The sequence below is a fragment of the Bradyrhizobium nivariense genome, assembly GCF_029846695.2.
GTDB lineage: Bacteria > Pseudomonadota > Alphaproteobacteria > Rhizobiales > Xanthobacteraceae > Bradyrhizobium.
Genome location: NZ_JARWCR020000126.1, coordinates 1 through 10,877 on the forward strand (window position 1 = coordinate 1; position 10,877 = coordinate 10,877).

The following is a 10,877-nucleotide window of genomic DNA, read 5'->3' on the forward strand; positions in this document are numbered from 1 at the left end:
CCCCCATCGGCCGCGAAAACGGACCTGCCCACTTCGCGCCCGGCGCCTGAGGTCGTTCAAAAAAGCCCGAAATCGAACTTCACTCCCGCACAAGACATTGCGCAAAGCCCTCGCTTGCGGGAGAGGTCGGCATAGGCGGCCGTCGGGCGCCGTTCTTGGAAAACGCCGATGCTTTGCATCGGCTATGGCGCCGGGTGAGGGTTCTCTCCTCTGGGGGAGCCTTCGTTGTCGAGACACCCTCTCCCCGACCCTCCCCCGCAAGCGGGGGAGGGAGCGCACCGCCCTCGGGGCTTGATGGAGCCACCCCATGACCGCCCTGTCCGCCCTCGTTCGCCGGGACATCCGGATCGCGCTCCGCGTCGGCGGCGGGGCGTTGATTGGCGTACTGTTCTTCCTGACCGTCGTGGTGCTGATGCCGTTTGCGGTCGGGCCGGATCTGGCACTGCTGTCGCGGCTCGGGCCGGCGATCCTGTGGCTCGGCGCGCTCTTGGCGAGCCTGCTCACGCTGGACCGGCTGTTCATGGCCGACCACGAGGACGGCTCGCTCGACCTGATCACCATGAGCCGGACCCCGCTGGAACTCGCCTGCGCGGCGAAGGCGCTGGCGCATTGGCTGGCCGCCGGCCTGCCGCTGATTGTCGCAACCCCCGTGCTCGGCCTGCTGCTCAACCTCGACATGGTCGCGACCGGCGCTGTGGCGCTGACGCTGCTCGCCGGCACCCCGGCACTGACGTTTACCGGCATGATCGGCGCGGCGCTGGCGGTGACGCTGCACCGGGGCGGGCTGTTGATGGCGGTACTGGTGCTGCCGCTGTCGATTCCCGTGCTGATTTTCGGGGTCGCAGCCTCGCAGGCCGTGATCGTCGGTCCCATGTCGTTCGGCGCGCCGTTCTCGATCCTGTGCGCGCTGTCGCTGGTCAGCCTCGTGGTCGGTCCCTTCGCGGCCGCCGCGAGCCTGAAGCATGGACTGGACTGAGATGGGCTCGACTGACCTTGACCCCGATCAATTTCCGCCCGGGACTTTCGTGCTGATTGCCTGAGCGCTTACCTGTGATTATCAGGGTAACATGACGCTGATCGACCTCGCCAACCCCACACGGTTCCTCGCACTGACGGGGCGGCTGTTGCCATGGCTTGCGGCCGCGACAATCATCCTGCTCGCGATCGGGCTCTACCAATCGGCCTACGCCCCCGACGACTACCAGCAGGGTGCGACGGTGAAGATCATGTTCATCCACGTGCCCAATGCCTGGCTGTCGATGTTCGTGTGGGGCGTGATGAGCCTCGCCTCGCTGGGCACGCTGGTGTGGCGGCATCCGCTCGCCGACGTCGCCGCCAAAGCTGCAGCCCCGATCGGCGCCGCCTTCACCTTCCTTGCGCTGCTGACGGGCTCGCTATGGGGCCGGCCGATGTGGGGCACCTATTGGGAATGGGACGCGCGGCTGACCTCGGTTCTGATCCTGTTCCTGATGTATCTCGGCCTGATGGCGCTGTGGCGCGCGGTCGACGATCCCTCCCGCGCGGCGCGCGCCGCGGCCGTGCTGACGCTTGTCGGTGCGATCAACCTGCCCATCATCAAATTCTCGGTCGATTGGTGGAATACGCTGCACCAGCCGGCCTCGGTGATGCGGATGGGCGGCTCGTCGCTCGACAGATCGTTCCTGATTCCGCTGCTGGTGATGGCGATTGCGTTCACGCTGCTGTTCGTCACGCTGCATTTGGCCGCAATGCGCAACGAGATTTTGCGCCGCCGTGTCCGCTCCCTGCAGATGATGCAGGCGAGCCGTGTCGCGTTTTCAAGTGAAGTGGGCACCGGTTCGCGTGAAGAAAACGCGTCAAAAGAAATTGGGGCTGCATGACGATGTCGCTTGGTCCCTACGCGTCCTTCATCCTGACATCCTATGCCGCCGCCGCCCTCGTGGTCGTGATCCTGATCGGCTGGATCGTACTCGATTATCGCAGCCAGACACTGCGCCTGCGCGAGCTCGACCGCAGCGGCATTACCCGCCGCTCCGGCCGCAGCGCGACGGATCGATCATGAGACGTCGATCATGAGCGATCAACCGACCTCCGCCCCGCCGCAGCGCCGCACCTTCCTGATGGTGCTGCCGCTGATCGCCTTCATCGGCCTTGCCCTGCTGTTCTGGTTCCGGCTCGGCAGCGGCGATCCCTCGCGGATCCCTTCCGCGCTGATCGGACGTCCCGCGCCGCAAACCACACTGCCACCGCTCGAGGGATTGCAGGCTGACAACGCGCAGATCCCTGGCCTCGATCCCGCTGCGTTCAAGGGCAAGGTCAGCCTCGTCAATGTCTGGGCGTCCTGGTGCGTGCCGTGCCACGATGAGGCGCCGCTGCTGACCGAATTGGCAAAAGACAAGCGCTTCCAGCTCGTCGGCATCAACTACAAGGACGCCGCCGACAATGCGCGGCGCTTTCTCGGGCGCTACGGCAACCCGTTCGGCCGCGTCGGCGTCGATGCCAACGGCCGCGCCTCGATCGAATGGGGCGTCTATGGCGTGCCGGAGACCTTCGTCGTCGGCCGCGAAGGCACCATTGTCTACAAGCTGGTGGGACCGATCACGCCGGAGAATCTGCGGACGGTGCTGTTGCCGCAGATGGAGAAGGCATTGAAGGCGGGATCCTAGCCAAGACCGTCATTGCGAGCGGAGCAAAGGAGTCGGCCTCGCACACCGCTGTCATGCCCCGCGACCCGGCTACGCCAAGGCTTCGCCGGGGTTCAGGTCCAGGGGCGCCGAAGCTTTAGCGAAGGCGGCAGGCGGGGCATCCAGTACGCCGCGGCCTCTCCGCATCTCACTGCTGTCTCTGGAATACTGGATCGCCCGCCTTCGCGGGCGATGACAGTTGAGTGGGTGGCGAGCTGAAAGAGCTCACCCCTTCCTCACGTCCCCCGCCTCGGCTTCGCTCGCCTCCAGCGACGCCGGCTCGAGGTGATAACGCTTGGTCAGCGGCATCTGGGCGATGGCGAAGACCATGGTCAGCGGGGTGACGCCGAACACCTTGAAGTTGACCCAGAAGTCCGTGCTCTGGGAGCGCCAGACGATCTCGTTCAACACCGCCATGCCGGCGAAGAACAGCGCCCAGCGCAGCGTGAGGATGCGCCAGCCCTGCGGCGTCAAATTGAACATCTGGTCGAACATGATCGCGATGAAGGAGCGGCCGAACAACAGGCCGCCGCCGAGGATCGCGGCGAACAGGGCGTAGATGATGGTCGGCTTGAGCTTGATGAAGGTCTCGTCGTGCAGCACCAGCGTCAGCGTGCCGAACACCAGCACGATCACGCCTGTCACGATCGCCATGATCGGGATGTGGCGCGTCACCACATAGGAGGCGATCATCGCCGCGACGATCGCGACCATGAAGGCGCCGGTCGCGGCGAACAGATTGAACTTCGCATTCACGAAGAAGAACACAAGCAGCGGACCGAGTTCGGTCGCAAGCTTGAACAGCGGATGCGGCTGGGTCTTGTCCATTACCTGACCTTTGTTGTTGTCATCCCCCGCCTTGTGCGCAATTGCGCACTGGGCGGGGGATCCAGTATTCCGAGGCGCCTGTGATCTACAACCAGCGGCGCGGCGTACTGGATGCCCCGCCTGCGCGGAGCATGACGAAGAAACCTACGATTCGATTCCGGCAATCGCGCGGGCGAAATCACGCGCGGTGAACGGCGCGAGATCGTCGACGCCTTCGCCGACGCCGATGAAATGCACCGGCAGTTTGAATTTCTCCGCGAGCGCCACCAGAATGCCGCCGCGGGCGGTGCCGTCGAGCTTCGTCATCACGAGGCCGGTGACCCCTGCGGTGCGGTGGAAGGCCTCGACCTGCGACAGCGCGTTCTGGCCGACGGTGGCGTCGAGCACAAGCAGCACCGCATGCGGCGCGCTCGCATCCACCTTGCGGATGACACGCACGACCTTTTCGAGCTCGTTCATCAGCTCGGCCTTGTTCTGAAGCCGCCCGGCGGTGTCGATCAGGAGCACGTCGATGGCCTGCTCCTTTGCCGCCGTCAGCGCGTTGAAGGCGAGGCTCGCCGAATCCGAGCCTTGCGCACCGGCGATGACGGGCGTCCTGGTGCGTTCGCCCCAAACCTTGAGCTGCTCGATCGCTGCTGCGCGAAACGTGTCGCCGGCGGCCAGCATCACCTTGCGGCCTTCGGAGGCGAATTTTTGCGAGAGTTTTCCGATGGTCGTGGTCTTGCCGGAGCCGTTGACGCCGACCACGAGGATGACGAATGGCTTCCTGCCGGCGTCGATCTCGAGCGGCTTCGCCACCGGCACCAGCACCTTCTCGACCTCGGTCGCGACGACGTCTTTCACTTCATCCGCCGAGATCGCCTTGTCATAGCGCCCCGTGCCAACCGCATCCGCAATCCGCACCGCGACCGAGGTGCCGAGATCGGCGCGCAGCAGCACGTCCTCGATGTCGTCGAGCATGGCGCGGTCGAGCTTGCGCTTGGTGACGAGGTCGGCGACGGCAGTCCCGAGCGAGGACGAGGTGCGCTTCAGCCCGTCGGACAGGCGGCGCCACCAGCTCAGCTTGGGGGTCTCGGGGGTGGTATCGTTCATGGTGGCGGTGTGTTAGCCGTTCCGGCTCCCAAACGAAAGTCTTGACCGAAAGTCCTGCAATTGCTCGATGTTCCCGAATTGACCGCGGACGAAATCCTGGCGCGCGTGCTCCATCGCGACGGATTGATGCTGATCATCGACAAGCCGGCCGGCCTGCCGGTGCATCGCGGCCCCAAGGGCGGCGCCAATCTGGAAAGCTCCTTCGACGCGCTCTGTTTCGGCCTGCCGCGGCCGCCGGTGCTGGCCCACCGGCTCGACAAGGACACCTCCGGCTGCCTCGTGCTCGGCCGCCATCGCAAGGCCACCGCCTCGCTCGGCCTGCTGTTCAAGCATGGCAAGATCGGCAAGACCTACTGGACCCTGGTCGAGGGCGGCCCCGCCGAGGACGAAGGCACCATCGATATGCCGCTCGGCCGGCTCAATGCCGAACGCGGCTGGTGGCAGAAACCGGACCCGGAGGGCCAGAAGGCGGTCACCAACTGGAAGGTGATGGGCCGGAGCGACGGCCTGACCTGGCTCGCCATGGAACCGGTGACCGGGCGGACCCATCAATTGCGGGTGCATTCGGCCGCGACCGGATGGCCGATCTTCGGCGATAACATCTACGGCAACGGCCCTCGCTTCGGTGAGCCGAAGCTGCACCTGCATTCTCGCGAGATCGTGGTGCCGATCTCCCGGAACAAGGAGCCGGTCCGCGTGGTGGCGCCGGCGCCGCCCCACATGCACGAGCGGCTCCGCGCCTGCGGGTGGAACGGAGAATAGTGCTGTCGGTCCCTCATGGTGAGGAGGCCGCGTAGCGGCCGTCTCGAACCATACAGGCCCGGATTTCGCGGCCATCCTTCGAGACGCCCGCTTCGCGGGCTCCTCAGGATGAGGGTCATCGCTCGATGGTTTACGAAACGTTCAGTGCTCGTCCCTCATGATAACGGTTGCTTAGAACAAGCTTCCGTCAATCTGCTCAGGACGAGCTGCGCGTCATGTCCACGGCCGAGTTATCGATTATCGACGAGGTCGAGTCCGCGCTTCGGACGGGCTCAGCGGAAAAGGGCCTGGAAACCGCCCGCCGCGTCACGGACCTGTTCCTGTCCTCCGCCGGCAGTTTTGACGACGAGCAGATCGCGCTGTTCGACGACGTGCTCGAGCGCCTGATCGGCACCATCGAGCTCCGCGCCATCGCCGACATGGGCGCGCGCGTTGCGCTCGCCGAGATCAGCGCGCAGCTCGCGCCGATCGCGCAGGCGCCGCCATCGGTCATCCGCCGCCTCGCCAACAATGACGAAATCCGCATCGCCGGTCCCGTGCTCCAGGAATCCGCGCGGCTCGACGATGGCGAGCTGGTGCAGATCGCCTCGAGCAAGGGCGAGCCGCATCTGCTCGCAGTCGCCGGGCGCTGGTGGCTGAAGGAGATCGTCACCGATGCGCTGCTGGCGCGGCGCTATCCCAGCGTCAGCCGGCGGCTCGCCGCCAATCCCGGCGCGCGCGTTTCGGGCAATGGATTTGCCGTCATCGTCGGACAGGCCGAGGCTGATCCCGAGCTCGCTGTCAGCGTCGGCGTCCGCGTCGATTTGCCGTCAGACCTGCGCCGTCAATTGCTGCGCTCGGCGACGGATGCCGTGCGTACCCGCCTGTTGTCGCGCGCGCCGCCGCATCTGTTTGAGGAGATCCAGACCGCGATCGCCGCCGTCACCGTCGGTGTCGAGCGCGAGATGTCGGGTGTCCGCGACTTCGAAGGCGCCAAACGGGCGATTGCAAACCTCAAGGCGGCCGGCCAGCTCAGCGAGGCGACGCTGCTCGGCTTCGCCACGCAGCGGCGCTATGAGGAGACCGTCGCGGCCCTGGCGGCGTTGTCCGGATCGACAGTCGAGGTGATTCGCCCGCTGATGCAGAGCCTGCGCGACGACGGCCTGCTGGTGCCGTGCAAGGCGGCGCAGCTCAGCTGGGAAACCACGGCCGCCGTGCTCGACAGCCGTTTTGCGACGGGCGCGATGAAGCCGGCCGATAGCGCAAGGACTCAAGGCCATTACGCGCGCATGACGCCGGAAAATGCGCGGCGGACACTGCGGTTCTGGCAGGTGCGGGCGTCGTAGGGCGCGTTAGCTTAGGGGACGCTGCGCGCCAAATATTCCGCTGTCGTCCTGGCGAAGGCCAGGACCCATAACCACCGAATTCAGTTTGGCGAAGACTGGTGGTTAGCGGTCGCGTGCAACAACTTCTCCCTGGGGTAATGGGTCCTGGCTTTCGCCAGGACGACGTTGGAGCAAGTTCAGCGCCTCAAGAGCTAAATCGTCAGCCGCGCGCCATCACGACCGGCGATCCGCAGCGGCACAACACTGCCCACGCGCTCGCCCGCAATCGCCACCGGCAGGTAATGCTCCGTTCGCCCATGGCTCTCGCTCTCGATCAGCACATCGCGGGTCGCGCCGATCTCGGCTTGCAGCCGGTGGCGCAATGCCGCTTCGCCAGCCGCACGTAGCCGCTTCGCGCGCTGCTTGATCGCACCGCCCGCGACCTGCGGCATCCGCGCAGCCGGCGTGCCGGGACGGGGCGAGTATGGGAAGACGTGCAGGAAGGTGAGGCCGCACTCCTCGACCAGATCGAGCGACCGCGAGAACATCTCCTCGGTCTCGGTCGGAAAACCCGCAATGATGTCGGCACCCAGCGCGATATCCGCGCGCAGGCGGCGGACCTGGTCGCAGAACGCGATCGCGTCGCCGCGCGTGTGCCGCCGCTTCATGCGCTTCAAAATCATGTCGTCGCCGGACTGCAGCGACAGGTGCAGATGCGGCATCAGCCGCGAATCGTCGGCGATGGCATCCAACAGATCATTGTCTGCCTCGATCGAATCGATCGAAGAGATGCGCAGGCGCCTCAGCTCCGGCACATGCCGCAAAATCTGCTTCGTCAGCATGCCGAGTTTCGGCGCGCCCGGCAGGTCAGTGCCGTAACTGGTGAGGTCGACGCCGGTCAGCACGATCTCGGCATGGCCGCGCGCGACCAATGCCCGCACCTGATCGACCACGGCGCCCATCGGCACCGAGCGCGAATTGCCGCGCCCGAACGGAATGATGCAGAAGGTGCAGCGATGGTCGCAGCCGTTCTGCACCTGCACGAACACGCGCGGCAGGCCGCTCGCAAAGCCGTCGATGAGATGCGGCGCCATCGCTTTGACCGCCATGATGTCGCTGACAGCGACCTTCTCGCTGGCACCGAGATCGAACGCCGCACGCGCCTCGCGCCATGCGGACGACCGCATCTTGTCGTCATTGCCGACGACGCGATCGACCTCGGCCATGTCGGCAAACATGCCGCTTTGCGTCTGCGCGGCACAGCCGGTCACGACGATGCGCGCTCCCGGCCGTTCGCGCCTCAATTTGCGGATCGACTGGCGCGCCTGCGCCACTGCTTCGTTGGTGACGGCGCAGCTGTTGATGACGATGGTGTCGGAGAGCCCCGCGCCCTCGGCCTCGCGACGGATCACCTCGGCCTCGAAGGCATTGAGGCGGCAGCCGAAGGTGACGATGTCGACGGTCATTACCCGACCGGCGCGAACAGCGCCGGATCGAAACTGCCCTCGTATTCGAAGGTCGCCGTGCCCGTCATCAGCACGTGATCGTCGCGCTCGCGCCATTCGATCGCGAGCTTGCCGCCGGGCAGCGTGATCTCGACATTGCGCTCAGCGCGCTTCAGCCGCGCCGCCGCGACTGCCGTGGCGCAGGCCGCCGAGCCGCAGGCCCTGGTCAGGCCGGCGCCGCGCTCCCAGGTGCGGATCGTGATCTGGTCGCGATCGACGATGTGGGCGAGCGTGATATTGGCGCGCTCGGGGAAGATCGGATGGTTTTCCAGCAGCGGACCGAAACGCTCGAGATCGTAGGCGTTGACGTCATCGACCCAGAAGATCGCATGCGGATTGCCCATGCTCACCACCGAGGGCGAATGCAGGATCGGATTGTCGATCGGGCCGATCTGCAATTCGATGTAGCGGGTGTCGCGGAATTCCTGGTCGAGCGGAATGTCCTGCCAGCCGAACTTCGGCGCACCCATGTCCACGGTATAGAGATCGGGCGTCGGGCCCTGCCAGCAATTGAGCAGACCGGCACGGGTCTCGAACGTCGCCGTGGTCTGGCCGGTCTTCTCGAACACGCGCCGCACCACGCAGCGCATGCCGTTGCCGCAGGCGCCCGCCTCGGAGCCGTCACTGTTGTAGATGCTGATGAAAGCTTCGGTACCGTCGAAGCGCGGCTTCTGCAGCACCATGAGCTGGTCGTAGGGCACGCCGCCTTGAGCCGATGCCACCGCGCGGGCATCGTCCGGGGTGACCTTTGAGGTGGAATCGCGCATGTCGACAACGACGATCTCGTTGCCGATGCCATTCATCTTGGCAAATGCGTGGTTGGCCAGCGCGCTCATGAAAATTCCCGAATTTCGCCTGCCTTATATGGCGATCCTTGGCGCTCTTGGCCAGTGATTTGCCGCCGAGAGCCAGGACGTCTGCCATGACGCATCTGTCATGGGACGAATTCGGCGCTCGCGTGTTAGAACGGCGCAATTCGCGCAAACCGGGACGCGCGGCCGGGTTAAGGCCTTGGTGGGTTAAGGCCTTGGTGCGTAAGGTTTTGGGGAGAATAAGAATGTTCAGGTTTCGTCGTTTCGCTTTGGCCGCGCTGATCCCGGCAGCGGCCTTGTCGTATGGTCTGTCCGCCACGCTGGCCCAAACGCCGAGCCCGGCGCCGGCCGCATCGGCGAGCCCCTCGCCGGCCCCGTCGGTTTCGCCCGCCCCCGCGGCAAGTGCCTCGCCCGCACCCATGGCAACGCCCTCGCCGGCGGCCAGCGCCTCGCCAAGCCCTGCAACGTCGCCCTCGCCCGCAGCCAGTGCCTCACCGAGCCCTGCCGCCCCGCCACCCGCTGCCGCCGCAACGCCGGCTCCCGTGCAGACCGCCGATCCCTTCGGCCAGGAGACCACGCTCGAGCCCAGGAAGGTCGTGATGGTCAAGGGCACCGCCAATTGGGACTCGGCCTTCGACACGCTGATCGACGCCTTCAAGGCGCTGAACGCGCTGCTGGACAAGCAGGGCATCAAGCACGCCGGCAATTCGATGATCGTCTACACCTCGACCGACGATACCGGCTTCACCTTCCTTGCCGAGATCCCGGTCGAGCAGGACCCGAAGAACCTGCCCAAGGACATGAGCGTCGGCAAATCGCCGGAAGGCAAGGCGCTGAAATTCGTCCATCGCGGCTCCTACGACAACATGGACAACACCTACGAGGCGATCACCAATCACCTCGACGACAAGAAGCTGGAAGCCAAGGACACTTTTATCGAGGAATACCTCACCGATCCCCTGAAGACGGCCGAGGACAAGCTCGTGATCAATGTGTTCGTGCCACTGAAGTGAGACCGATGAACAAGCTTGCCGTTCTTTTTACCTCCCTTCTTACTTCCCTTGCCGCCGCTTTCGCCGCCACGCTGCTGGCAACGCCCGCGCTCGCCGACGATTTTCCGTCTGCGATTTCAGTGAACGGCGAAGCGACGATTTCCGCCGCACCGGACCTTGCACAGATCGATGCCGGAGTAGCCAACGACGCCAAGTCGGCGAAGGAAGCCTCCGACGCCAACAACGCCGCGATGGGCAAGGTGCTGCTGGCGTTGAAGGGCGCAGGCATTGACGAGAAGGATTATCAGACCTCGCGGCTGTCGCTGCAGCCGCAATACGGCCAGAACAAATCCACCGGCGCCTCGCCCGTGGTGGGCTTCCGCGCCTCCAACCGCGTCACGGTGAAGATCCGCGATGTAACCAAGGTGGCCGGCATCATCGACACGCTGGTCAGCGCTGGCGCCAACGATATCGGCAACATCTTCTTCGAGGTGACGCAGGCCTCGAAATTGCTTGACGATGCCCGCGAGAAGGCTGTCGCTGACGCCCGCCGCAAAGCGGAGATCTACGCCAAGGCCACCGGGGTCACTCTCGGCGCGCCGCTCAGCGTTTCCGAAGGCGGCGGGCCGGTGCCGCTGTTCAAGACGCGCATGGCTGAACCGATGGCCAGAGCAACCGCTGCGGTCGCGCCGGGCGTGGAGACGCTGTCGGTGACGGTGAATGTGAGCTGGGCGATCAAGGCCAAAGAGCAGTAGGGACAGCTGCCGCTACAGACTCCATTGTCGTCCCGGCCTAGGGTCTGTTGGGATTCATCGGGAGTTTATCACGGCTGCGGCCAGATGGATCATGGCTGCGAAGCTTTGATCGGTCTTATCTGCGCGCAACGGGATACGTTTGAATTCCTTGAGCTTGCAGAAGA

12 protein-coding genes are annotated in these 10,877 nt (G+C 65.2%); 8 read left to right on the top strand and 4 right to left on the bottom strand.

Annotated features, from left to right (window positions below; genetic code table 11):
- The first annotated feature begins 307 nt into the window (after window positions 1–307).
- The 4 genes from ccmB to QCM77_RS44575 all read left to right on the top strand — a co-directional run bounded on the left by ccmB (window position 308) and on the right by QCM77_RS44575 (window position 2,645).
- Window positions 308–976, top strand: a complete 669-nt coding sequence (ccmB, locus tag QCM77_RS44560; protein ID WP_280096977.1) for a heme exporter protein CcmB — start codon at window positions 308–310, stop codon at window positions 974–976.
- 91 nt (window positions 977–1,067) lie between these two features.
- On the top strand, window positions 1,068–1,859 hold the full coding sequence (locus tag QCM77_RS44565) for a heme ABC transporter permease (protein WP_279690987.1): 792 nt from the start codon (window positions 1,068–1,070) through the stop codon (window positions 1,857–1,859).
- Entirely contained in the window at window positions 1,856–2,041 is a 186-nt protein-coding gene (ccmD, locus tag QCM77_RS44570; protein WP_279690986.1) for a heme exporter protein CcmD, read from the top strand. The genes QCM77_RS44565 and ccmD overlap by 4 nt, the downstream gene beginning before the upstream one ends.
- Window positions 2,042–2,051: 10 nt before the next feature.
- Window positions 2,052–2,645: a DsbE family thiol:disulfide interchange protein gene (locus QCM77_RS44575; RefSeq protein WP_279667545.1), complete on the top strand. Its 594-nt coding sequence runs from the start codon at window positions 2,052–2,054 to the stop codon at window positions 2,643–2,645.
- A 243-nt stretch (window positions 2,646–2,888) separates the two neighbouring features.
- On the opposite strand, the gene QCM77_RS44580 is transcribed toward QCM77_RS44575, so the two are convergent.
- Window positions 2,889–3,491 carry a septation protein A gene (locus QCM77_RS44580; RefSeq protein ID WP_279667544.1) on the bottom strand — a complete coding sequence of 201 codons (603 nt, stop codon included), beginning with the start codon at window positions 3,489–3,491 and terminating at the stop codon, window positions 2,889–2,891.
- 144 nt (window positions 3,492–3,635) lie between these two features.
- Window positions 3,636–4,583, bottom strand: coding sequence for a signal recognition particle-docking protein FtsY (gene ftsY, locus QCM77_RS44585; protein ID WP_279667543.1), 948 nt, complete (start codon window positions 4,581–4,583; stop codon window positions 3,636–3,638).
- 60 nt (window positions 4,584–4,643) lie between these two features.
- Between ftsY and QCM77_RS44590 the strand changes: the two genes are divergently transcribed.
- Together QCM77_RS44590 and QCM77_RS44595 are read left to right on the top strand one after the other, a co-directional pair.
- Window positions 4,644–5,345: an RluA family pseudouridine synthase gene (locus QCM77_RS44590; protein ID WP_279667542.1), complete on the top strand. Its 702-nt coding sequence runs from the start codon at window positions 4,644–4,646 to the stop codon at window positions 5,343–5,345.
- 215 nt (window positions 5,346–5,560) lie between these two features.
- On the top strand, window positions 5,561–6,670 hold the full coding sequence (locus QCM77_RS44595) for a DUF2336 domain-containing protein (protein ID WP_280096978.1): 1,110 nt from the start codon (window positions 5,561–5,563) through the stop codon (window positions 6,668–6,670).
- Window positions 6,671–6,861: 191 nt separating this feature from the next.
- Here QCM77_RS44595 and mtaB read toward each other — a convergent pair whose 3' ends face one another.
- Together mtaB and dapF are read right to left on the bottom strand one after the other, a co-directional pair.
- Complete coding sequence (gene mtaB / locus QCM77_RS44600) at window positions 6,862–8,115, bottom strand: tRNA (N(6)-L-threonylcarbamoyladenosine(37)-C(2))-methylthiotransferase MtaB (protein ID WP_280096979.1); 1,254 nt, start codon at window positions 8,113–8,115, stop codon at window positions 6,862–6,864.
- Window positions 8,115–8,990, bottom strand: coding sequence for a diaminopimelate epimerase (gene dapF / locus QCM77_RS44605; RefSeq protein WP_280096980.1), 876 nt, complete (start codon window positions 8,988–8,990; stop codon window positions 8,115–8,117). The genes mtaB and dapF overlap by 1 nt, the downstream gene beginning before the upstream one ends.
- Before the next feature lie 221 nt (window positions 8,991–9,211).
- Here dapF and QCM77_RS44610 point away from each other — a divergent pair, with 221 nt between their 5' ends.
- Both QCM77_RS44610 and QCM77_RS44615 read left to right on the top strand, forming a co-directional pair.
- Window positions 9,212–9,979 carry a GyrI-like domain-containing protein gene (locus QCM77_RS44610; RefSeq protein ID WP_279667538.1) on the top strand — a complete coding sequence of 256 codons (768 nt, stop codon included), beginning with the start codon at window positions 9,212–9,214 and terminating at the stop codon, window positions 9,977–9,979.
- 5 nt (window positions 9,980–9,984) lie between these two features.
- The gene (locus QCM77_RS44615) at window positions 9,985–10,713 is read left to right on the top strand and encodes an SIMPL domain-containing protein (RefSeq protein ID WP_280096981.1); all 729 of its coding nucleotides are present in this window, start codon (window positions 9,985–9,987) and stop codon (window positions 10,711–10,713) included.
- The last annotated feature ends 164 nt before the right edge of the window (window positions 10,714–10,877 follow it).

What these genes read in the sequence shown, in the direction of transcription:
- mtaB (WP_280096979.1), bottom strand. Translation starts at nt 8,115, where the DNA reads ATGACCGTCGACATCGTCACCTTCGGCTGCCGCCTCAATGCCTTCGAG.
- ccmD (WP_279690986.1), top strand. Translation starts at nt 1,856, where the DNA reads ATGACGATGTCGCTTGGTCCCTACGCGTCCTTCATCCTGACATCCTAT.
- QCM77_RS44565 (WP_279690987.1), top strand. Translation starts at nt 1,068, where the DNA reads ATGACGCTGATCGACCTCGCCAACCCCACACGGTTCCTCGCACTGACG.
- QCM77_RS44595 (WP_280096978.1), top strand. Translation starts at nt 5,561, where the DNA reads ATGTCCACGGCCGAGTTATCGATTATCGACGAGGTCGAGTCCGCGCTT.
- QCM77_RS44610 (WP_279667538.1), top strand. Translation starts at nt 9,212, where the DNA reads ATGTTCAGGTTTCGTCGTTTCGCTTTGGCCGCGCTGATCCCGGCAGCG.
- ftsY (WP_279667543.1), bottom strand. Translation starts at nt 4,583, where the DNA reads ATGAACGATACCACCCCCGAGACCCCCAAGCTGAGCTGGTGGCGCCGC.
- QCM77_RS44580 (WP_279667544.1), bottom strand. Translation starts at nt 3,491, where the DNA reads ATGGACAAGACCCAGCCGCATCCGCTGTTCAAGCTTGCGACCGAACTC.
- QCM77_RS44615 (WP_280096981.1), top strand. Translation starts at nt 9,985, where the DNA reads ATGAACAAGCTTGCCGTTCTTTTTACCTCCCTTCTTACTTCCCTTGCC.
- ccmB (WP_280096977.1), top strand. Translation starts at nt 308, where the DNA reads ATGACCGCCCTGTCCGCCCTCGTTCGCCGGGACATCCGGATCGCGCTC.
- dapF (WP_280096980.1), bottom strand. Translation starts at nt 8,990, where the DNA reads ATGAGCGCGCTGGCCAACCACGCATTTGCCAAGATGAATGGCATCGGC.
- QCM77_RS44575 (WP_279667545.1), top strand. Translation starts at nt 2,052, where the DNA reads ATGAGCGATCAACCGACCTCCGCCCCGCCGCAGCGCCGCACCTTCCTG.